This is a genomic window from Streptomyces sp. CB00455 (assembly GCF_001905445.1).
Lineage (GTDB): Bacteria > Actinomycetota > Actinomycetes > Streptomycetales > Streptomycetaceae > Streptomyces.
The window spans coordinates 58,865-81,542 of sequence record NZ_LIVQ01000007.1; the positions used below are offsets into that span (position 1 = coordinate 58,865).

The following is a 22,678-nucleotide window of genomic DNA, read 5'->3' on the forward strand; positions in this document are numbered from 1 at the left end:
CCGAAGCGGGACGGGCACGCAGGCGGGGGAGGGCTCCGTCAGGCGCGCGGCGGGCAGGTGCTTCCCCGGGGCACGAACCGGGCGTACCCCTCCCGCACATCGAGGACGGTCTCACCTGCCACGCGTGCGAGCAGGGCCTCGGCCGCGTGCGCCCCGTAGGCGGGGATGTCCCGCACGACCGCGGAGAGCGCGGGGCGGACGACCTGCGTCAGCGGGGACTCGTCCCACGCGACGATCGAAAGGTCGCCGGGCACGTCGAGACCGAGCTCCTGGGCCACCGACAGCGCCGCCACCGCCATGATGTCGTTGTCGAAGACCATCGCGGTGGGACGCTCGGACGCGATCAGCAGACGCCGGGCGGCGCGGGCGCCTTCGTCGCCGGAGTAGTCGGTGTGGACGACGGTGGGCTCGGCCAGACCTGCCTCCTGCGAAGCGCTACGCATGGCGCCGTCCCGCACCTCGGTGTGCGCGAGATCCGGGGGGCCCGCGATCCTGGCGATACGCCGGTGACCGAGCGCGGCCAGGTACCGCACGATCTCGCGGACGCTCTCGCCGTCGTCGGACCACACGGCGGGCAGGCTGCCGGAGGTCTCGGGCGGTCCGATCACGACGGCGGGCAGACCGAGCGCCTCGACCGCGGGTACGCGCGGGTCGCCGGCGTGCATGTCCACGAGGAGCACCCCGTCCACCCGGCCCTCGCCCCACCAGCGCCGGTGGACCTCGAGTTCCTGCTCGTGCGTATCCACCATCTGGAGCATCAACGCGTACGACCGCTCGTAGAGGACGCTCTCGATGCCGCTGATGAACTCCATGAAGAACGGCTCGACGCCGAGTGTGCGCGCGGGCCTGCGCACGACGAGGCCCACGGCCTGGGCATTGGCCCCGCTGAGCGCGCGGGCGGCGCTGTTGGGGCGCCAGCCGAGCTCCTCCGCGATCGCCTTGACGGACGCGCGGGTCGCGGCGGACACACCGGGCCGGTCGTTCAGCGCGTAGGAGACGGCCACCTTGGACAGCCCGGCACGCCGCGCGATGTCCGCGATCGTCGGCCGCTTCACGTGTCCCCCAGTCGGCAAGTTCCCTGGTACAGGTGGGTGACTCTACCGGCATCACGCCCCCACCCCGGCAGCCGCCGACAGCGCCGCGAGCGTGACCCTCACCGGCGCCGTGGGGAGCGGACGGGAGGGGGCCTTCGCTCCAGGCGGTACAGGGCACACGGGATGCCGGGAGAACTTGATGGCGGAGGGGATCCGGTGTGTATACCCTCCGGACAGAAATCGAACATGCGTATCGGGGGACACCATCCGTACGGACCGCTTCACCTTGCCCGTGCTCGTCTGCACCACAATGCTCGTCCTCACGGCGTGCGGCTCTTCCACGCCGACGGCCGCCGACGTCTTCGCCAAGTCCCGCAAGGCCGCCGAGCGCGTGCGTTCCTCGTCGGTGTCGGCGCACCTGACCCTTGAGGACGGCCGTTCCGTCATGGGCGGACTGTTCGTCGACGACCACGGCAGCTGTGAAGGGGACCTCACGTTCCCCAGGGCGGGAACGGCCACGGTGCTCGTGGTCGGGGCACGCGTGTACGTCAAGGGCGACGACGGCTATCTGGAAAGCCTGTTCGCGGAGGGGGAGCGGGACAGGTTGCGCGGCAGCTGGGCGGACTTCGACGTCTCCGACCCTTTGGTGCAGCCGATCACCGCCGTGTGCGAGGCGGCTCGTCCGATGACCCCGTTCCGTCTCGACCGTTCGGCCACCGTCCTGGATTCCGCTTCGTACATCGACACGCAGCCGGTCGCGGTCTTCAAGACACCCGGGCCCGGGGGCGGCACCGTCACGGAATCCGTATCGGCCAAGGGCAAGCCGTACATCCTGGAACGCAGTGAGTTCGGCGGCAAGGGCTCACTGTCCCTCAGCCGGATGACCTATTCCACAAGGCTCGAGCCGCCGGTCGCACCGCCGGCGCAGGGGGTGCTTCCGGCGCACCGGGACGGCGTGGCGGCCTGACGTCACGGCGGAGTCAAGGTGTCCAGGTAACGGGGCCGGCCCGGCGACGAGTTCCGCGCCGAAGGCGCGCGGGCGGGCGACGACGTCCTCGATGTCTTCGACGGCGAGCAGGATGCGGCGGCGGATGCCGAGCGTGTTCACCGGCGCTTCCTCCGTCCCGGATCCGGTCGCCTTCGGCCCGGGGAACCTCGCCGGCCCGGTCCGGCCGTGGCCGTCCGGGGTCCAGCGCCAGACGGTCACGTCGAAGGAGTCGCCGCTGTCCTTCGCGTCCCGGGCCCCGGTGAGGACACGTGCCGGGACACCGGGACCGCTGCTGGAGTCGCTTCCGCCGAGGCGGAACCGTATCTGCAGGGCGCGGTCCGAGTAGACGGCCGCAGGCCCCTGTGGCTTCCCACCGATGCGCGCGCCTGCCTTCGAACCCGGCCCGTTCGGCGGCTGGCCTCAGGCGGGGGAGGTCTGCGCTCCGGCAGTGGCGCATTCGGCCTTCCCGAGTGCCACCGCGCGCCGGGGCCCCGACCCTTGCCCGGCTCCGGCGCAGGGAGAAGAGTCCGTGCCCAGCACCGCAGAGCGTCATCGGAACAGTCCGCGTAGCGTCCCCGGAGGAGCACGAGTATGAACCGATCGCATGCCAGGGTGTGGCTCTGCGCCCTGGCCTCGGCCGTGGCTGCCGCAGGCCTGGCGCTGGCGCCCGTACAGACGGCGCAGGCCGACCCCGCAGGTGTACTGCGAACCCTTGACTGGGAGCAGTCCGCAGACCGCACCCTCCCCGCCACGGCGCCCGCCGGTCTCAACAAGCAGTGGGGAACAGCGTACGGCGCCACCAACGTCACGGCCCCCGCCCGTGACGGCTCCTACGCCGCCCGCTTCGAGCTGCGCAAATCCGACCCGGTCGTCTCGGCGAGCAAGCGCGCGGAAGTGTCCCAGCGCGACGAGCAACCAGCCGGCGCCGAACGCTGGTACGGCTTCGGCATCAACCTGCCGTCGACCTGGGTGGCCGACAGCTCGGCCGAGATCGTCAGCCAGTGGCACCAGTGCGATGCGGGCTGCCCCGGCGGCTCGCCCCCCTTGGCGCTCCTCACCGACGAAGGCCGGTGGAAGATCGATTTCCGGGGCGAGAGCATCGACTTGGGCCCGTACTCCACGGGAGCGTGGACCGACTGGGTCTTCCACGTGACCTGGCGTACGGACAGCACGGGCCTGCTGGAGGTGTGGAGGAACGGCGAGCGGGTCGTGCACCGCACCGGCGCGACGCACGGAGGCGGACCGCGCTCGCCCTACTTCAAGTTCGGGATCTACAAGTGGGACTGGAACACCGGTGCTCCCTCCGGCACCACCGAGCGCGTCATGTACTTCGACTCCCTGCGTCTGGGTGACGAGCGCGCCGCCCACCAGGACGTCACCCCGCAGCGGTCCTGCGCGCGGCCGGCCGCGGTGGCGGGCGCCTCGGCCACCACCTACGAGCCGGCCAACCCGCCGGCCAACGCGGTCGACGGCGACCTGGTGACACGCTGGTCCGGCCAGGGCTTCGGGGCAGCGCTGACCATCGACACCGGCGCGGTCCGCCGGCTGTGCGGCGCCTCCACGGCCTGGCACCGCGGCGACGTCCGGTGGAACGACTACACGATCCACGCCTCGCAGGACGGAGTCTCGTACACCAAGGTCTGGGAAGGCCGCAGCTCCGGCACGACCCTTCTGCCCGAGACCGTGCTCTTCGGCCAGGGATCCACGGACGCGCGCTACCTGAAGATCTCCTTCTGGGCCAACCCGGAGAACGACTGGGCGAGCATCACGGAAGCCCGTCCGCTGGGTCTGTAGAAGGTGGCGAACCACTGCCACGAGCCCCGGGCGAGGGCGAACGCCGGCACCGCGGCGGGTGGACGAAGCCCTACTAGGATGCCTGGGTTCGACCGGCAGGACATCGGGGGTGCGTGGCATGAGCGGTTACGGCGGCGGCGGGTACGGCGGCGGTGGTTTCGGCAGTGGCGGGTACGGTGACCCGGCGGGCGGCGGCGCCGCGAACCCGCCGCCGGCACACCCCTACGCCCCGCCGGTCCCCCCGCAGGGGTCCCCGTACGCCCAGCCCGGTCTGCCGCCTGGATACCCGTACGTTCAGCCCGGTCCGCCGCCGGGATACCCCTACGCGGCGCCCTACCCGCCGCTCCCGCCCCCGCACCTGGAGCCGTCGCGGGCCCGGAGGATCCTGCGCGGCCTCTACAACCCCCTGTACGCCGCCCGGCGGACCTTCCGCCCCGCACGCCCCGGGATCATCGACGACCGGGAGGTCCGCAGGCTCCAGTTGTGGCGGACCGGCCTCGGACTCGTCGCCTGGGTGGGCCTGATGGTCACCTACAACGCCGTCGCGAGCGCCGCCGACGTCCAGGGCGTGGCGAACGAACGCCTCGACCAGAGCTGGTCCAGCGTCCTGGTGCTCGTCTGTACCTTCCCCGTGGTGGTCGGCGCCTTCGTGGCAGCCGCCCGGGACGGGCTGCGCAGGGTGTACCTGCGCCGGGCCCTGCGCCCGCTCGGCTCGGTGGTGGCCATCATGGTGTCCATGGGCACCGCCGCCCTCGCCATGGCGCCGGAGCTGGCGGGGGTGCGGGACGCCGTGGGGCTGCCAGGAAAGATCGCCATCGTCGTGATGTGCCTGTGGGCGGTCGTCTTCGCCCTCTACGGCATCGGACTGTCGCTCGTGCACGTCTTCCGCACCGCCGACATCCACGAAGTGCTGCCGCCGATCCTCGCCGGCGTCCTGGTGTGGGAGATGGCGCTCCTGGACGTGATCACCGGCGCCTACGGCCAGGTCCCGGCGGGTGCCCGCGTGGTCTTCATCCTCGGCGCCCCCCTCACCGTGACGGCCCTGTCCTGTTGGGAGCTGTACCGGCTGCGGCGCCACCACGGCCTCACCCTCCGTACGGCTCTGCGACGCTGACACCTGCGCCCGCCCGTCCCCGTCGGGGGGACGGGTCACCCGAGGGGTGGCCGTTGTGGGGGAGTGGCGCAAGCCGGCGTGCCGCCCGGCAACCGCTGCCGGTTGACCGCGATGATCCGGTAGACGCCGTGGGCGATCCAGCGGACCGGTGCCAGGGTGAGCACCGCACCCACGACCGCCCAGGCCCCGCCGGTGCGCAGCAGGAGCTTCGCCACCGCCTGCGCGCCGCCGTACACCTGCCCACCGGGGGTCACCCACAGCGCCTCGTACTCGGCCCGCGCCTGGGAGACACCCAGGGAGTGCAGGTCTGCGCGTTGCCACGGGGTGAACTCGCAGGAGGGGTCGAGCCGGCGCCGGGCCGCCCGGGCCGAAGCCGTACAGAAACCGCAGTCCCCGTCGTAGACGAGCACCGGACGCATTCTCATGACCCCATGGTGCCCCACCCGGCCCGGGCCGGGCCGTCGCACGTGCGGTGCGCTCCCGGCGCCACCCGGGGCAGGGACGGGGTGCGCTGCCTCGCCCGCATGGCCCGTGGACCGGGGCGATCCGGCAGGCCGGGGGTGTCCGTCAGGCCGGGGGGTGTCGTCAGGCCGGGGGTGTCCGCGCGCCGTCATCCGCTTCCCGCCTGGCGATCAGGCGGTACGCGTTCGCCAGCCGCAGCCGGCCGGCCAGCGGCCCCACGGCCAGCCGGTCCAGCACGGTCGCCGCCACCAGCAGCGGCACCCCGGCGAGGAACACGGCGGAGCGCAGCGCCCGGCGCCAGGCCCCGGGCGGTGAGGACAGCCACGGCAGGTCCTCCCGCGGTGCCACCGCATCCAGCGCGACCCACACGGCGGCCAGCAGGTCGACCGGGTCGTGCGCCTCGGTGTGTTCCTCGGCCAGGACCGTGAAGCCGCTCTCGGCCAGCCGGCGGCGCAGGTTGGCCGCCGGCGCGAGGTGCAGGTGCTGGGGCTGGAGCCACGGCAGCCACCAGCGGCCCAGCCACCGCGCGAACCGGCTCCCGGGATCCGGTACGTCGATCACCAGCAGTCCACCCGGCCGCAACACGGCTCGGGCGGCCTCCAGTTCGCGCTGGGGAGCGGCGCAGTGCTCCAGGTAGTGGAACATGCTCACCACGTCGTACGAGCCGGGCAGCCGCTCGGCCAGATCGGGGAACGACCCCCGGCGGCCCCGGCGCACCCGGCCGGCCCGTTCGGCGAGCTCCGCGCCGTCGGAGCGGTCCAGCCCGTCGAAGGCCACCGCCGGGAGCACGGCGCGGGCGCTCTCGCAGAAGTGCCCGTGGCCCGTGCCGACGTCCAGCCACTCGGCGGCTCCCGGCAGGTGCGGCCGCACGGACCGTGCCCGGGAGCGGTAGGACGCGGTGCGTCCGCCGAACACGCCGCCGAGTCGCTCCTCACCGAGGCCGTCGTAGAAGTCGCGGTAGTAGAAGGCGAGCCCGCGCTCGTTCAGCCGGGGGTTCTGGAAGAGGTGCCCGCAGTCGTGGCAGCGGTCGAGGGTGAAGACGCCGGGCTTGTGCTGGAACAGGTCCGTGGTGTGCAGGTACCCGCCGAGGCGGGCCGAGCCGCACCAGGGGCACGAGTGGGCGCGTGGTGAGAAGAAGACGCCGGTGCCCTCGGCAAGCTCCTCCCGGTAGGCGGTGCGCAGCGCGGCCACCCGGAGCGTACGGGCCTTTCGGGATGCGGAGCTCATGCCTCGTCCTTCCGGCCGTCGGCCAGTCGTTCCAGGTGGAGGGCGGCCGCCGGGGCGCCGCCGGCGCCGCGGAAGGACCGCGCGATCGTACGGGCGGCGGCCCGGGGCCGGGGGTCGTGCAGGACGGTGTCGAGCGCCGCGCCGATCGTGTCGGCGCCGGCCCGACCGAAGCGGATCCGTACGCCGGCCCCGGCTCCCGCCACCTGCGCGGCGACCACCGGCTGGTCGTCGCGGATGGGAGCGACCACCAGGGGGACGCCGTGCCACAGCGCCTCGCACACGGTGTTGTGCCCCGCGTGGCAGACGACGGCGTCAGCGCGTGCGAGCAGTTCCAGCTGGGGGACCACCGGCAGGGCGATGACATCCCGGTCCCCGGAGCCGGTACCCGAGCCGTCGGTACCTGAGCAGCCCGGTCCGGAGCCCGGTCCGGAGCCCGGTCCGGAGCCCGGTCCGGAGCCGGGACCGGGGCCGAGCGTGCCCTCCGGGTCCACGACGACGGCCTGCACCCGGTCGGCCCGGGCCCGCAGCGCCCGGGCCGCCTGGTCCAGGAAGCGCGCCCCCACATCGGTGTTGGCGGTGCCGAGGGTGACCAGGACCAGTGAGCGCCCCGGATCGAGCCGCTCCCAGGGGAAGGCGGCGGTGGAGGGCCGGGCGGTCAGGGACGGCCCGACCCACCGCACCCGGTCCCCGCCCCGCACGGCCGGACCCGCCAGCTCCGGCGTGCTGAAGGCGAGGACGAGGTGCGGGGAGAAGCGCGGGTCGCCGCTGCCCGCCGGATCGCCGATCCGGGCGCGCAGGTCGCGCAACAGGGCCTCGTTCCACGCGGCGACCCGGGGCATGGACGCCAGGGCGTCCGTGAATTCGGCCGAGGTGGTCGCCGAGGTGGCCCACGGCAGTCGCAGGTCCTCGGCGACGAGGGCGCCGGCCAGTGCCTGTTGGTCGGCGACGACCACGTCCGGCCGGAAGGCGCCGACCGCCTGCCGTACGCCCGGGGCCATCGCCTCGGCGAGCGGGACGAGAAAGCGCTCCCACAGGAACCGCAAGGCCTCCGGCCCCCGGATGTCGGCGGGCCGGGCGGCGTCCGGCTCCGTTGCCGGTCCCCGGCCCGCCCCGGGCTGCGGGCACGGGTGGACGGTCGCGTCCCGTCCCGCGAGGCGGTGTACGAGGGCGGGCTCGCCCGCCCACGCCACCCGGTGGCCCCGGGCGACGAGCGCGGCCGCCACCCCCACGGCCGGGTTGATGTGTCCCACCAGCGGCGGCACCACGAACAGGAAGCGGCTCACCGGGTACGCACCCGGGTGCCCACGGGGGTGCGCGAGTGCCGGCCGATCCAGTCCAGCACGAGGTCGCGCACCCGGCCGGGCGCCTCCACCAGGACCGAGTGCCGGTGGCCGGGGAGCGATTCGGTCACGCACCGCGGCAGCAGCGACCGCATGCGGGGTGCCTGCGCGGCCAGGTCGGAGTCGGCGCCGTAGAGGGCGAGGACCGGACAGCGGATCGCGCGGATGTCGTCGTCGCCCAGTACCGTGCTCGCCGGGATGTCGTGGGCGAGGGTGGTGTCGCGGACGAGCCGGCCCGCCGACTTCGCCAACCGGGCGGTGTGGCCGCCGTGGTGGGCGGCGATCCAGTCGAGGGCGGCGCCCTCGTTCACGCTCATCTCGTGGCGGACCCGCTCCAACAGCCCGGCGAGCTTGGCCGCCCAGGCCGCGGTGGCCGGTTCCGACTCGATCACGACCATGCTGGCGACCCGCTCAGGCCGGCGCAGTGCGTGGGTGAACGCGACCGTGCCGCCGTAGGAGTTGCCGACCAGGTGCACCGGGCCCGGGACGTCGAGCCGGTCCAGGAGCGCGTCCAGGTCGTCGGTGAACGCGCCGAGCGTGTAGCCCCGCTCCGGACGCCCGCTGCGGCCGTGGCCCCGGTGGTCGTACATGAGCACGTCCAGCCCGGCCGCCGCGAAGGCCGGGGCGACGGTGAAGTAGTAGCTGGCCAGGCTGTCGGTGAGCAGGCCGTGGAGCAGTACGACGGTGGCGTGCGCAGGCGCGCCGGTGGCGGCGGGGCGGGCGGCCAGGCGCTGGACGTGCAGCCGGACGTCGCCGGTGTCGACGATTGCCATGGCTCAGTCCCGTCCCGCGGCCTTCAGGCACAGGCAGACGTACTCGACGAGCCGGCCCACGCTGAGTTCGATGATCTCCTCCAGCTCCATGGAGGCCACGAACTCGGCGAAGTTGACCGTGCGGCCGTAGCGCTCCTCCAGCAGACCGGCGAGCGTCACCAGGTCGATGCTCTCCAGTTCCAGGTCGCGGCCGAACCGGGTCTCCATCGCGATCCCGGTGTCGTCGAGCCCGTACTCCCCCAGGACCTGTTCGATCATGCCCGTCAGATCGGCGAGGACCGCTGCCTCGTCGGCACGCACGGAGCCGTCGGGCACGGGGCCGGTGGGCCGGGTGGTGGTCACGTCTGGTCCCTTTCGTCACGGATGGTTTCCCGCCCCGGCTGATCCGGGGCGGGGCCGTCGGTCCAGGCCACGACGTACGCGCGCGGCGCAAGCCCGGGCGGATTGGCGACCCGCTCACAGCTCACCCGGTACGTACGGGCGGGCGCGCCCGGGCCGCCGGGTGGGCCCGGCGGGCGCACGGCCACGGTCAGCCGGTCCGCTCGCGCGCCGGTCACCTCGAAGTCGCGCGGCCGTCCGCCGAAACCGGTGCCTTCGGCCTTGGCCACGGCTTCCTTCGCCGCCCAGAAGCGGGTGAACCACAGCCCCGGCAGCTCCTGGCCGGCGGCCTGCCGGGCCGCCAGCAGTTCCCGTTCGGCCGGCGTGAGCACCGTGGTGACGGTCGCTTCGGCGGGCTCGGTGATCTCCTCGATGTCGATGCCCGGGCCGCCCGCTCGGGCGCCGGGGTTCCCGTCCGCGTACGGCGGCCGGTGCCGGGCGACGGCGACGCCGGCCTCGGCGCGGTGCGCGATGGACACCTCCAGCGGCGGGAGTTCCCGGCCGTGGCGGCCGGTGACGTACGGCCGGCCCGACGCGTCGTTGCGGACGACGAGTTCGGCGGGGTAGACGGGACCCGCGCCGCCCTCCCAGAGCAGGCGGCGTACGGCGTCCTTGGCCGCGATCCGGCCGAGCAGCCACTGCCGGCGGCCCCGGGGCGGCCGCTCGGCGTACGCCGAGCGTTCCGGGCCGCCCAGCGCGTTGCGCATGATCAGCTCCCGTGAGGCGAGGTCGGGCCAGCGCTCGTACACCAGCGACCAGCCGCCGGGGCGGGCGGCGGAGAGGGTGTTGCGGTCCGGGAACCGCTCGACGGGCCGGGTGTGCGGGTCGTTGTCGAAGCGGCGGTCCTGCCAGCCGCCGAGCTTCGCCCACACCCGGCCGGAGACGGTGAGCACCGCGTCCGCTTCGAGCACCGTGTCCGTGAGGGACACGATCCGGATCACGCACTCCACCGGTGTGCCGGGGGCCGGATGGGGGCCGTAGAAGCGCATGTGGCGCATCCGCACCGGGAAGACCACGGTGCGCTCGGTGTGCGTCGCCATGATCCAGTAGCCGAGTACCTGTCCCACGTTGTCCAGCAGGGCGCCCGGCGCGGGCGGGGTGGTCAGCGTGGCGCGGACGTGCCGGTCGCCGATCGCGCAGAGCCGGGACATGCCCTGGTAGGACGGGCCGTGGAACATCCACCGCTCACGGTAGACCTGCTCGGCGGTGTGCGCGGGCACGCGCTCGGAGCCCGGGTCGGGAGGCTCCGGCGCGGGGGGCGCCTGCGGGTGGCGGGCGGCGAGTTCCACCACCGCGCGGGCGTCGGGGCCGAACGACACCGCGACCCGGTCCGGTCCCTGCTGCGTCACGGTGACCGGCACGTCCACGGGGTCGGCGGCCGTGAGCCACCGGTCGAAGCACGCGTCGTGCACCGCCACGGCCACGCGGCCCGGTACGGAGCGCTCGGCGGCCGCCATCAAGTGCGCCACGATGGTGGTGGCCGGCACCACGGGCCACCGGTCGGCGACGTCCGGCCAGTCGGCGCGCTGCGGGAAGAAGCAGTGGTCGAGCAGGTACGGCATCCGGTCCACGCCCACCCGTACGCTCTCGTGCCGCACGACGGCGCAGGAGCCGGCGGCGGCCGGTGCGGCCGCGGGCGCTGCGGACCCGGGCGCTGCGGTCGCCGGCCCTGCGGACCCGGGCGGCGCGGTCGCGGGCGCTGCGGTGAGCGGCCTCGTGGGCGTGGCGGGGCGCGGTGACGGCCCCGCGGACCCGGCGCCGTGCGGTACGACCGGAGCCGGGCGGCGTACCGGACCGGCCGGCCGGGGCGCGGCCGCCGCGGCGATCAGGGTCGCGGCCGTCTGCGCGGTTTCGCGCAGCAGGGCCGTCAGTTCGGCCGCCACGGGTGACGCGGACGCGGCCGGTGCGAGGACCGCTGCCGGATCGTGGGCGGGTGCGGGGGCCGCTGCCGGATCGCGGGTCAGCGCGGTCGTGAGTGCGGGGTCCGGCGGCAGGTCCACCAGGGCGCTGCCCAGGTCGAGGCGGACGCGCCGGTGGGCCGCGCCCGTGGAGGGGAGGGACGCGGCCACGGACGAGGGGACGGGAACGGCGCCGGTCCGGGGCGCGTCCAGGACGTGGGGGTCCACCTCCGCCCCGACCGTCCACAGCGCGGTGGCCACCCGTCGCAGCTGCGCCAGGCCGCCCCGGTGCGGGGAGTTGGCGGCGACGACCAGGTGGTCGCGTCCGGCCAGGGTGTCACCGACGAGGGAGCCGAGTTGCCCCGGACCGGCCTGGACGAAGGCGCGGAATCCGGCCCCGTACAGCGCCTCGGTGAGGGCGCGGAAGCGGACCGGTTCGAGGAGGTGGCGGACGAACAGGGCGCGGACGGCGGCCTCGTCCGCGGGAAAGGGCGCCGCGGTGGTCCCCGACCAGACGGGGACGTGCGGGGCCCGCAGCCGCATGCCGTCGGCAGCCTCCTTGAAGGGACCCAGGCACGGTTCGAGCATCGGGGTGTGGAAACCGGACCGGAACGGCAGGACGCGCACCAGGACGCCCTCGGCGCGCAAGCCGGCCGCGAACGTCTCCACGGCTTCCGGCGGCCCGCACACCATCGACTGGTTCGGGGCGTTGTCGTGGGACAGGACGACGGTCGGGTGGCCGCCGCCGGCCAGGACACGGGTCACCCGGTCCGCGGGCGCGCCCACGGCGGCGTACGCGAGGTCGGCAGCCCGTACCGTCTCGGGGTCGAGGGCGGCCATGAAGGCGTCGACGGCCGCCTCCTCGTACATCCCGCCGACGGCCATCGCGGTCCATTCGCCGACGCTGTGCCCGGCGACGGCGTCGGGGACGACACCGATGCGGCGCAGCGCCGTGTCGAGCAGCCTGCCGACGGCGACGACACCGAGCCCGTGCCGGCCGAGGCCGCCGCCCGGCTCCCGCACCCGGCCGTCGCCGGGTGGTGGCGCTTCCAGCGGTGGCCGGGGCAGTCCGAAGTGGTCGGCGATGTCCTCGACCCTGGGTGTGAACTCCCCTTCCAGACCGGGGAAGAGGAACGCGGTCCGGCCCCGCCCGCCGCCGCCGAGGAGCGGTCGGGGACTGAACCAGACGTCGCCGCGTCCCTGCCACGCCTCGCCCTTGGCGACGATCCGGCGGGCCAGTGCGAGCCGCTTGGGCGTGGGACCGACGATCCCCAGCCGTACGGGCCCGGCGGCGACGGCGCCGGGTGCGGTTTGCGGGCCGGGGGCGTCCAGCAGCGCGCCGAGCGCCTCGGGCGTCGCCGCGCTCAGGAGCAGCACGCGTTCGCTTTCGCCGTCCGCCTCGAGGACCGCGGCGCGGCGGGCGGGGGTGGGCGCCGCCGCGGGGGAGGGGGCGCCCAAGGCGCCGGGTGCTTCTTCGAGGACGACGTGCGCGTTGATGCCGCCGAAGCCGAACGCGTTCACGGCGGCCCGGCGCGGCCGCCCGGGCCCGGTCACCCAGGGAGCCGCCTCGGCCAGGGGGCGGAAGCGGGTGGCGGCGAGGGCCGGGTGCGGGTCCTCGCAGTGCAAGGTGGGCAACAGCGTGCCGTGGTGGACGGCGAGGGCGGCCTTGACCAGTCCCGCGACGCCGGCCGCCGGCATGGCGTGCCCGATCATGGACTTCACCGAGCCGATGACGGGCCGGCCGGCCGGGTCGGTCCCGGTCGGCCGGGGCGGTCCGAACACCGCCCGGAGCGTGGCCAGTTCGGCGGCGTCACCGGCCGGAGTGGCGGTACCGTGGGCCTCCAGGAGCCCGAGGGAGCCCGGCTCGGCCGGATCGAGGCCGGCAGCGCGCCACGCCGCCCGGACCGCCCGGGTCTGCCCGGCAGGGTCGGGATTGACCAGCCCCGAGGCGCGGCCGTCGCTGCTGACGCCGGTCCCCCTGATCACGGCGTAGACGCGGTCACCGTCGCGCTCGGCGTCGGCGAGCCGCTTGAGGACCACCACCCCGGTGCCCTCCCCGATGAGGATGCCGTCGGCACCCCGGTGGAAGGGCCGGATGCGCTCGCTGGGGGAGAGCGCGCGCAACTGCGAGAAGACGCTCCACAGCGTGATGTCGTGGCAGTGGTGCACACCCCCGGCCAGCATCACGTCGCAGCGTCCGGAAGCGAGCGCGGCCACCGCCTGGTCCACGGCGAGCAGCGACGAGGCGCACGCGGCGTCGACGGTGTAGGCCGGGCCCCGCAGGTCGAGACGGTTGGCGACCCGGGACGCGGCGAGGTTGGGCACCAGGCCGATGGCGTCCTGCGGCCGGTCGGGCCCGAGACGCTCCGTGAACGCCGCCCTGACGCGCTCCAGTTGCTCCGCGTCCAGACCGGGGACGAGGTCGCCGAGCGTGCGTACGAGCTGTCGTGCCGTACGGACCCGCTGGTCGAGCCGGACCAGCCCAGGCGTCAGGTAGCCACCCCGGCCGAGCACGATCCCGACCCGGTCGCGGTCGGGCAGCCGCTCGGTGCCGCCCGCGTCCGCGAGGGCGCTCGCGGCGACGTGCAGCGCGATCAGCTGGTCCGGCTCGGTGCCCGGCACCGAGTGCGGCATGATGCCGAACCGGGTGACGTCGACCTCCAGGGCGGCGTCGACGAAGCCGCCCCGCCGGCAGTACACCCGGTCGGCGGCGGCCGGTTCCGAGGCGCTGCCCGGGTAGTAGTAGTCGCGGTCCCAGCGTCCCGGCGGCACCTCGCCGATCACGTCGACACCGGCGGTGAGGTTGTGCCAGTACGCCGCCAGGTCGGGCGCGCCCGGCAGCAGCACCGCCATGCCGGTGATGGCGACGGGGGCGTGGGCGGCGCCCCCGGGGGCGGAGAGGGCCATCTCACCACTCCGAGGCGGTGTGGACTACGGAGCGGACCGTCTCCTCGCCCCAGGCCAGTTCCCGCAGCAGGGCCAGGGCGCCCTCCTCGGGGTCGATGAGCGTGACCCCGCGCTGCGCGTAGTGGCGGGCGAGCTCGGGGCCGACCATGCCGGCGTGGTCCTCGGACGGCGCCCACGGACCCCAGTGGACGGTCAGCGCGCGCCGGCCGGTCCGCGCGGCCCAGGCGGCGCCGAGCGTGTCCAGCGCGTCGTTGGCCGCCGCGTAGTCGGCCTGGCCGCGGTTGCCGAGTACGGCCGCGATGCTGCCGAACAGCACGACGAAGGAGGGTGGTTGGGGGAGCTGTTCCACCGCGGCGAGCAGCGCCGCGGCGCTCTCGGTCTTGGTGCCGTAGACCTGCCCGAAGGACTCGGCCGACTTCTCCTCCATCAGCCGGTCCTCGATGATGCCGGCGGCGTGGACCACCCCGTCGATGCGGCCGTGCTCGGAGTGGATCTCCTTGACCGCCTGGAGCACGGAGGGCGCCTCCCGGCAGTCCACGCTGCGGTAGCGCGCGCGACTGCCGACCGCGCTCAGCGCGTCCAGTGTCGCGGTCACCTCGCGCCGGGCCAGGACCAGGTCGGCGGCCCGGTCGATCTCGGCGGGGGTGCCGTAGCGGCCGGTGCCCGCGAGCACCGTCCGCAGGGCCGCCCGGTCGGGGGCGCCCGCGGTCTCCGGGTCCTCGGGCCCGTCCGGCGCCGGCGTGCGCCCGAGGAGCTCGACCCGGCACCGGGAGGCGGTCGCGAGGGCCCCCACGCAACGCGCGGTGATCCCGCGGGCACCGCCGACGACGACCACGACACTGTCCCGGTCCAGGCCCAGGGCCGCCGCCTCGGCGGCGCCCTCGCCCGCGGGCCCCGCTCCTGCGGCGCCGAGCGGCCCGAGCGGCGCCGCGGTCAGCTCGGGAGCGAACCGTCCGCCCGCGGTCCGCAGGACGACGGGCACGGCGTCGTCGGCGAGGAGTTCGGCCACCAGTGCGTCCGCCGCCCGTGCGGGTGGCGCGGCCGTGCCCAGGTCCAGTCCGATGCAGCGCACGCGCACGGCCGGGTACTCCCGGGCGGCGGTCCGCACCAGCCCGTCCACCCCCGCGGCGCGGACCCCGGCCGCCGCGCGGGCGAGGAGGAGCCGCCGGGGCCCGTGCCGCAGGACGTCCCGTACGAGCGCGAACCCGTCCGGCAGGAACGGCGCACCGTCTTCTCCGAGCGCCGTGAGCAGGACGACGCCGTCCAGGGGCCCGTCCGCTCCGCGCGGAGCCTGCCCAGCCCCGAGGAGGACCGGGTCGGCGCCGAGCCGGGTGAGGCGGGCTGACAGTTCTGCCGCGACGCCGCGGAAGACGTCGGTGCCGTCGCCGACCAGGGCGTAGCGTGCTCCGGCGAGCCCGGCCGGTCCGGGGTCGGGCTCCGGGGCGGGCAGGGGCACCGGCAGCATCCGCAGGCGGCGGGGGGCGGCGACGAGGGGCCGGTCTGCGGGGGCGTCGTCGGGTGCGGGTGCGGGTGCGGGTGCGGGTGCGGGTACTCGTACGGGTTCGGGTACGGGTACGGGTACGGGTGATGAAACGTTTCCCGGGGCCGGACCGGCGGCCGGGGCGGCCGGGGTGGCCGTTTCGCCGCCGGAGGGACCGGCAGCGCGGGCGGCCATCCAGTGTGCGATAGCCGAGGCCGTCCGGGCGCGGGTGAGCTCCTCCAGCTCCGCGTCGTCCAAGGCGAGCGGGGCGGAGCCGTCGAAGGCGCCCAGACGCCGCGCCAGCTCACCGGCGATCTCGGCGCGCTTGATGGAGTCGACACTGAGGTCGGCTTCCAGGTCGAGGTCGGGTTCCACCATGTCCAGGGGGTAGCCGGTGCGCTCGCTGATGAGCTCCAGGACCGTGCGCAGCACCGCTTCCTCGGTGAGGGCCCCGGTCCCCTCCGGTCCGGGCGCGGCAACCGGCGCGGGGACCTGCGGCGGGACGGGGCCGGACACCGCGGGCACGGCGTACGGGGCCCCCGCGACCGGGAGCTGCGCCGGCCGCTCCGGCTCGCGTGGCGGCGCCGCATGATCCGGGAGGGACCCGGCCTCCGGGGCGGCGCCGAAGTAGGCGAGCAGGACGTCGCGTTGTGCGGAGACCATGTCCCGGCTGGTCCGGAGGAATTCGGCGATGAGGGCGTCGGCCGCACCGGCCTGCGGCTGACCGGGATTCGCTGTCACGGGGCTCTCCACGACTCGTCGGGCCGGCGCGAGGGCGCCGGGGAGCGGCTCGCCGGAGGCGGTGCGGACGAGGTGTCCGTCCACCGTCCAGCCGGGGCGGCGCGGTGCGGGTGTCCGGTCGATGTCGACGGCGTCCCGGCCCTGGAACATCCAATCCGTGAGGACCGGCAGCCCGGCGGCGGCGAGCCGGGCGAGCGCGTCCAGGAGGTCCGCCAGGCCGCTGTCGGCCAGCGGCTCGCAGACGACGACGCGGTGGGGGCGCCCGCCGAGGATGTCGGCGACCAGCCGCGTCAGCACGCGGCCGGGTCCCACCTCGACGAAGGTGCGCGCGCCGGCCTCGTACATCGCCTCGACCTGCGCCACGAAGCGCACCGGGGCGCCGATCTGGGCGGCGAGTTCGTCGCGTACCGCGTCGGGATCGAGCCCGTAGGGGCGGGCGGTGCGGTTCGCCCAGACCGGGAACTCCGGTGTGTGCAGAGGTTGTTGGTCGAGCGTCCGGCGGAAGACGGGACCGGCGCCCGCGAGCAGCGGACTGTGGAAGGCACACGCGACCGGCAGCCGCTTGGCGCCGTGACCGGCGTCGCGCAGCGTCCGCAGCGCCGCCTCGACGGCGGCCGACCCGCCGGAGAGGACGCTCTGGCGGGGAGCGTTGTGGTTGGCGAGGACGAGGCCGTCCGGCAGGGGCCGGCCGAGGGCCCGCTCGATCTCCTCGGGGGTGGCGGCGACGGCTGCCATCGCGCCGGGATCGTCGCCGGCCGCGGCGAGGACGGCCGCCGCGCGCGCGGCACTGAGGCCGGGCAGGGCGTCGGGCTCGATGGCGCCCGCGGCGCACAGGGCGACCAGCTCGCCGTAGCTGTGACCGGCGGCCAGGTCGGGGTGGACACCGGCGCGGGTGAGGACGTCGTACGCGGCGAGTTCGACGATCCCGAGGGCCGGCTGGGCGGCCCGGGTGTCGGTCAGGGCCCGCCGGGCGCGCTCCCGGCCGGCGTCGTCGAACGCGGCGGGCGGGTAGAGGGCGCCGGCGACGTGGGCGCCCGGGACGTGGGCGCCGGGGGCCTGGGCCCGGGAGTCGTCGGCGCTGGGGTCGTCGGCGCGAGGGTCGTGGGCGCGAGGGTCGTGGGCGCCGCCACCGGTGTACAGCAGCCGGCCCAGCTCCGGGAAGGTGGTGAGCAGGTGGGCGGACATGCCCGGGCGCTGGCTGCCCTGCCCGGGGAACAGGAACGCCGTGAGGCCGGGGCCGATGTCCTCCTGCGCGAGGTGGACCCCGAACGCCGGCGCACCCGCCGGTCCCGCACCGGGGACACCCGCCGGCGGGCCTTGCGCGGCGCGCTCGTGCTCTGCGGCGAGGCGGACCCGCGCCGGGGCCGGGGCCGGCCGCCCTTGCGACGGCACCGCGTCGAGCGCGTCGAGCGTGTCGAGGGCGTCGAGCGTGTGCCGCAGCCGCAGGCACAGGCCGGCCGGATCGTGCGCGACGAAGGCGGCCCGTACGGGGCCCTGAGCCCGGCCCGCGCGGCGCGAGGCCGTGGCGGCCAGGTCGCGCAGCCGCCACGGAGCGGTCCCCGCCTCGGCCGCGACCGCGAGGTCCAACAGCTCGGCGGCGGCGCCGCGGGCCGCCGCCGCAGTGGCGCCCCGGAAGGTGAACAGCTCCGCCGGCCAGGCGTCCCGGGCGTGGACCGGCGGCGGTCCGTCACCGCCGTGCGCGGCGAGGACGACGTGGAAGTTGGTGCCACCGAAACCGAAGGCGCTCACGCCCGCGAGCCGCCGCTCGGGCGGGGCGGGCCACGGCAGCGCCTCCCGGTGGAAGACGAACGGGCTCTCGCCGTCCTTCCACGCGGAGACAGGACGCTCCAGGTGCAGCGTCGGGGGCCGTACGCCGGTGTGCAGGGCGAGCGCGGTCTTGATGAGCCCCGCCATTCCCGCGGCGCACTTGGTGTGTCCGATCTGCGACTTCACCGAGCCCAGGACGCACGCGCCGCTTTCCGCGCCCGCCTCGGTGAACACCTCGGTGAGCACGCCCAGTTCGGTGCGGTCACCCACGACGGTGCCGGTGCCGTGGGCCTCCAGGAGGGCGACCTGCGCGGGGGAGACCCCGGCATTGCGGTAGGCGCGCTCCAGGGCGGCGCGCTGGCCCCCCGGACGCGGGGCGGTCAGGCCGAGGGAGCGGCCGTCGCTGGAACTGCCGACCCCCTTGATGACGCCGTACACGCGGTCGCCGTCGCGCTCGGCGTCCGCGAGGCGTTTGAGGACGACGCAGGCGACGCCCTCACCGAGGACGATGCCGTCGGCGGCGTCGTCGAAGGGCCGGGAGCGGCCGGTGGGGGAGAGCGCGTGCACGGAGGTGAACAGCGCGTAGTCGTTGATGCCGTTGTGCAGGTCGGCGCCCCCGCACAGCATCACGTCGCTGGTGCCGAGCACCAGTTCCTTGCAGGCGACGTCCAGGGCGGCCAGGGAGGACGCGCAGGCGGCGTCGACCGTGTAGTTGGGGCCGCGCAGGTCGAGCCGGTTGGCGACCCGTCCGGAGATCACGTTGGCGAGCATGCCGGGGAAGGTGTCCTCGGTGAGCCGCGGCAGCTGCTCGTCCAACTCGGCGGGGACGTGCCCGTAGTAGGAGGGGAGCACCGCCCGCAGGGTGGTGGCGTTGGACAGGTCGCTGCCCGCCTCGGCGCCGAAGACGACGCCCGTCCGCATGCGGTCGAAGGCCCGTCCCTCCTCCCCGTACCCGGCGTCCTCCAGGGCGCGCCGGGCGGCTTCGAGGGCCAGGAGCTGTACGGGCTCGATGCTGCCCAGCGAGGCCGGCGGGATTCCGTAGCCCAGCGGGTCGAAGGGGATCCGGGGCAGGAAGCCACCCCACTTGGAGGCGCTTGTGGCCCCCGGTCCGGGGGAGTGGTGTACGGCGGCGTCCCAGCGCTCCGGCGGTACTTCGGTGACGGCGTCGTGCCCGTCGAGGACGAGGGCCCAGAAGGCGGCCAGGTCCGGCGCCTGCGGGAACATGCAGGCCATGCCGACGACGGCCACGTCCAGTGGTGCGGGCGCGGGCTCGGCATCCGCCGCGCCCGCGGCGCGGTCCGCACCGGGTGCGAGGCCGCCGCGCAGGTCGGCGGAGCGCCGGGCGAGGAAGCCGGCGGCCTCCTCGGTGACGGACGCGTGCAGCGCGGCGACGGTGGTGGTCGCGGTGCGCAGCGCCGCCACCTCACCGGCCATGAACATCCCCTCGGCGTACTGGCGGGCCTCGTCCACCGGCGCCAGGACTCCGGCGGTGGTGCGTTCGACGCCCTTGCTGGCGATGCGCAGCCGGCCGACGTTGAGGCGTTCCAGCCGCTCCCACACCTCACGTCCGGGCAGGCCCTCGGCGCGCAGCCCCGCCTCCACCTCGCGAAAGCCGTCGCTGAACGGGCTGGGGACGCAGCGGGTGGCGTGGCCGGGCGCGGTGCGCAGCAGCGCCGTCCGCCCGGCGGCGAGGACCTGCCGCTGGAAGAGCGGCTGCACGGCCCCGCACGCGACGGCTTCCTCGGTGAAAAGGTAGGCGGTGCCCATCAGGAGGCCCACCGCGCAGCCGCGGGCGGTGAGCGGGGCGGCGAGGGCGGCGACCATGGCAGCGGAGCGGGCGTCGTGGATGCCGCCGGCGAAGAACACCTCGACGCCGGGCACGCCGTCCGGGTCCCGGTCCCGGATCGGGGCCCGGTCCTGGCCCCGGTCCTGGCCCCGGCCCTGATCCCGGTCCTGGCCCCGGCCCTGATCCCGGTCCTGGCCCCGGTCCATCCAGTCGCAGATCACGGCCAGTTGGGCCTCCCAGAGCGGGAAGCTGTTGCGCGGTCCGACGTGCCCACCGCATTCGGCGCCCTCGAAGACGAACCGCCTGGCGCCCTGTTCGAGGTACTGGCGCAGCAGTCCGGGCGAGGGTACGTGCAGGAAGGCCTTGATGCCGTCGGCTTCCAGGGCCCGCGCCTGCGAGGGCCGGCCCCCGGCGATGATCACGTGGGTGGGCCGGTGGGCGCGTACGGCCTCCAGCTGGGCGGCGCGGGTCTCCTCGGGGGCGAAGCCGAGCACACCGACCCCCCAGGGCCGGCCGGCCAGCGCGGCCCCCGCCCCGGCCAGCAGGGCACGGGCCTGGTCGCGGCCGGCGAGCGCCAGGGCGAGGAAGGGCAGGGCCCCGCCGTCGGCCACCGCCTCGGCGAAGTCCGCGCCGTCGCTGACGCGGGTCATGGGGCCCTGGGCGATCGGCAGGCGCGTGCCCAGGGCGCGGCTCATGGGCGATCCCGGAAGCAGGACGCCGGCCGCGCGGTCCCCCTGGACCGCGTCCAGTACCGCACCGGTGACGGCGCGGACCGCGCCCGCGGCGTCGCGGAAGCGGTCGGCGAAACGGGCCGCAAGGAATCCGTCCTGGCCCACGGGAAGCAGCTGTCCCTCCCGGTCCCGGCCGCCGAGCAGGGCCGCCAGCCGCTCCGGATCGCCGGGCAGGTCGCCCACGGGCGGGACCTGGGGGGCGCGCCGGTGCAGGAAGCGGTGGCCGGCATGGACGGTGGTCTCGGAGCCGTCCATGCCGCGCAGGACGGACGCGACGGACGCGGGAACCGCGGACTCCGCCAAGAGCGCGAGCTGGGTGTCGAGCACCACCCCCGCGGCCCCGCCCACCACGGCGGCGGCGGCCGTGCCCGGCGCCATGCCCCCGCAGGCCCACACCGGCGGACCATCGGGGCCGACCGCGTCCAGGAGCTGCTGGAGCAGGACGAACGTGCCGAGTTCTCCGATCCTCCCCCCGCACTCGCTGCCCCGGGCGATCAGACCGTGGGCACCTGCTTCCAGGGCGGCCCGGGCCTCGTCCGCACCGGTCACCTCGGCCAGGACGCGCACGCCGCGGGGCAGCGCGCCGGGCCGGCAGACGGCTCCGGCGCCGAGCACCACGGTGTGCGGGAACACGCCGTCGCGGACGAGTTGGTCGACGGGTAACCGGCACCGCGGCCCGATGCGGACCCCGTGCCGGCCGGGGAGCCACCTGCGCAGGTCATTCCAGGCCGTCCGGGCCGCCCGGTCCCCGGTTCCGAGGTCCAGCACGCCGAGTCCCCCGCCGCGCGTGACGGCGGCCGCGAGCCGCGCGTCGGGCTCGCCGAATGGAGTCAATCCGATGACCAGGTCCAGGACGTGCTCTGCCGACGTCATAATTCTCCGAATGTGCGATGCATTACCCGGGGGGATTTCGGTCGAGACGAAAGAGCCGAAGGAAGGCATGGGGTCGCGCGGGCCCGAAACAGGAATTCGGGCCGTTCGGTGGACGTAGCGAAACTAGCGGCAAGTTACTGAAGGGTCAACGCTGCGGCCCTGATCCGCAGGGGGCTACAGGGCGCCGGAGCGCTACCGGAGGGCGGTGCATTCCGGAAACCGATGTCCGTCACGTCATGCGCGACGAGGAATGAAAGGCGCGAATTCGATGGACGTGCGGCCGCGCGAGGACCTGGAAAGTACTGGTCAGTAGGCCCATTGTGCAACGCGGCGGCACCAGGGCCCTTCTGGCGTCCTGTCCGGTTTCCGTGCCTGCCGTGCCTGCCGTGTGCGCCTGAGGGGCGGGCGCCCTCCGCGGCGCTTCCCGGGCCGCTGTGGCCGGCCCGTGGGCATCACGCGTCGGACAGGCCCCGCAAGGTGCATAGCATGTACATGTCGCGCGTGTGGCGCGGCCGGAAGGGGGGCGGCAGGCCCAGGTTCCCGTTCTCCCCGGTTCCGGACTCTCTGCCAGGAAAGAAGAACGCATGCACCGCCGATCCAAGGCCCTGTACGGGGTCCTGGCCGCCGTCCTCGGAGTCTCGCTCACCGCCTGCGGCGGCGCTGACGCAGAAGGCGGGAAGTCCGGCGTTCCCGAGGGCCGCACGGCGAAGGACGCGGCCGGGCAGCCGGGACCTTCCGCCAGTCCTTCCGCGAGTCCGTCCGACAAGCCGCAATGGGGGCCCGCGTTGGCCATGGGCCGGCCGGCCCCGAAGCTGTACGAACCGAAGAACACCGCGGGCGGGAAGTTCGAGGTGACGGCAACGAAGATCGTGAAGGGCACCGCCGAGCAGGCGAAGTCCCTGCACTGGGACAAGCGCCTCCCGGGCGAGCCGAAGGGTGACACACCGTACTTCGTGTACATCACCTACACACTGAAGGAAGGGAAGCCGGGAGTCGCCAATCCCGACCTCGGAGCCCACGCCGCGGCCCTCGACATGAACGGCGTGCACGTCGCGGAGCGGCCGACCGTCCACACGGGCTACGTCGAGGGCGGCTGCACGGTCCCGCCCGTCTACATGGGCTGGGACATCGGCGAAACCCGCACCCTCTGCACGGTCTTCGCCGGCGACCGGTCCAACCCGCCTGCCCGGCTCGCCTGGGCCACGGACGTGACGACCGACGAGGACTACATGCGGGGCGCCTCCTGGGAGTGGACCGCCAAGTAGGCGGACGGGCGGTGGGCGACAGGTCAGCGCGACGGCCTCGGCGCCCTCCGCGGCCGCGCCCACGGCTTCCGCGTACGTCGGCCGTGTGTCCGGCCGCCGCCGGCAGCAGCGCTGGACACA

At 75.2% G+C, this 22,678-nt stretch carries 12 protein-coding genes; 4 read left to right on the forward strand and 8 right to left on the reverse strand.

The annotated features are described in order from the left end of the window. Positions 1-38: 38 nt before the first annotated feature. Positions 39-1,055, reverse strand: a complete 1,017-nt coding sequence (locus AMK16_RS25505; RefSeq protein WP_073919694.1) for a LacI family DNA-binding transcriptional regulator — start codon at positions 1,053-1,055, stop codon at positions 39-41. 265 nt (positions 1,056-1,320) lie between these two features. Here AMK16_RS25505 and AMK16_RS25510 point away from each other — a divergent pair, with 265 nt between their 5' ends. The 3 genes from AMK16_RS25510 (at position 1,321) to AMK16_RS25525 (ending at position 4,930) form a co-directional block, all read left to right on the forward strand. Further along, positions 1,321-2,001, forward strand: coding sequence for a hypothetical protein (locus AMK16_RS25510; protein WP_143196866.1), 681 nt, complete (start codon positions 1,321-1,323; stop codon positions 1,999-2,001). Between the two features lie 612 nt (positions 2,002-2,613). Further along, on the forward strand, positions 2,614-3,816 hold the full coding sequence (locus tag AMK16_RS25520) for a heparin lyase I family protein (RefSeq protein WP_079191717.1): 1,203 nt from the start codon (positions 2,614-2,616) through the stop codon (positions 3,814-3,816). A gap of 118 nt (positions 3,817-3,934) precedes the next feature. Further along, complete coding sequence (locus AMK16_RS25525; protein ID WP_073919698.1) at positions 3,935-4,930, forward strand: hypothetical protein; 996 nt, start codon at positions 3,935-3,937, stop codon at positions 4,928-4,930. A 35-nt stretch (positions 4,931-4,965) separates the two neighbouring features. Here the strand turns inward: AMK16_RS25525 and AMK16_RS25530 are convergent, their stop codons facing one another. The 7 genes from AMK16_RS25530 to AMK16_RS25560 all read right to left on the reverse strand — a co-directional run bounded on the left by AMK16_RS25530 (position 4,966) and on the right by AMK16_RS25560 (position 21,293). After that, positions 4,966-5,355: a thiol-disulfide oxidoreductase DCC family protein gene (locus AMK16_RS25530; protein WP_073919699.1), complete on the reverse strand. Its 390-nt coding sequence runs from the start codon at positions 5,353-5,355 to the stop codon at positions 4,966-4,968. Between the two features lie 160 nt (positions 5,356-5,515). After that, on the reverse strand, positions 5,516-6,619 hold the full coding sequence (locus tag AMK16_RS25535; RefSeq protein ID WP_199885575.1) for a class I SAM-dependent methyltransferase: 1,104 nt from the start codon (positions 6,617-6,619) through the stop codon (positions 5,516-5,518). Then, positions 6,616-7,902 carry a glycosyltransferase gene (locus AMK16_RS25540; RefSeq protein ID WP_073919700.1) on the reverse strand — a complete coding sequence of 429 codons (1,287 nt, stop codon included), beginning with the start codon at positions 7,900-7,902 and terminating at the stop codon, positions 6,616-6,618. The genes AMK16_RS25535 and AMK16_RS25540 overlap by 4 nt, the downstream gene beginning before the upstream one ends. Next, on the reverse strand, positions 7,899-8,732 hold the full coding sequence (locus AMK16_RS25545) for an alpha/beta fold hydrolase (protein ID WP_073919701.1): 834 nt from the start codon (positions 8,730-8,732) through the stop codon (positions 7,899-7,901). The genes AMK16_RS25540 and AMK16_RS25545 overlap by 4 nt, the downstream gene beginning before the upstream one ends. A gap of 3 nt (positions 8,733-8,735) precedes the next feature. Next, positions 8,736-9,074 carry an acyl carrier protein gene (locus AMK16_RS25550; protein WP_073919702.1) on the reverse strand — a complete coding sequence of 113 codons (339 nt, stop codon included), beginning with the start codon at positions 9,072-9,074 and terminating at the stop codon, positions 8,736-8,738. After that, a complete protein-coding gene (locus AMK16_RS25555) occupies positions 9,071-13,915 on the reverse strand; it encodes a type I polyketide synthase (protein WP_073919703.1) in 4,845 nt (1,614 codons plus the stop codon). Before AMK16_RS25555 ends, AMK16_RS25550 begins: the two co-directional genes overlap by 4 nt. 1 nt (position 13,916) lies before the next feature. Next, a complete protein-coding gene (locus AMK16_RS25560; protein WP_073919704.1) occupies positions 13,917-21,293 on the reverse strand; it encodes a type I polyketide synthase in 7,377 nt (2,458 codons plus the stop codon). 584 nt (positions 21,294-21,877) lie between these two features. Here AMK16_RS25560 and AMK16_RS25565 point away from each other — a divergent pair. Next, complete coding sequence (locus tag AMK16_RS25565; RefSeq protein WP_073919705.1) at positions 21,878-22,558, forward strand: hypothetical protein; 681 nt, start codon at positions 21,878-21,880, stop codon at positions 22,556-22,558. Positions 22,559-22,678 lie beyond the last annotated feature (120 nt).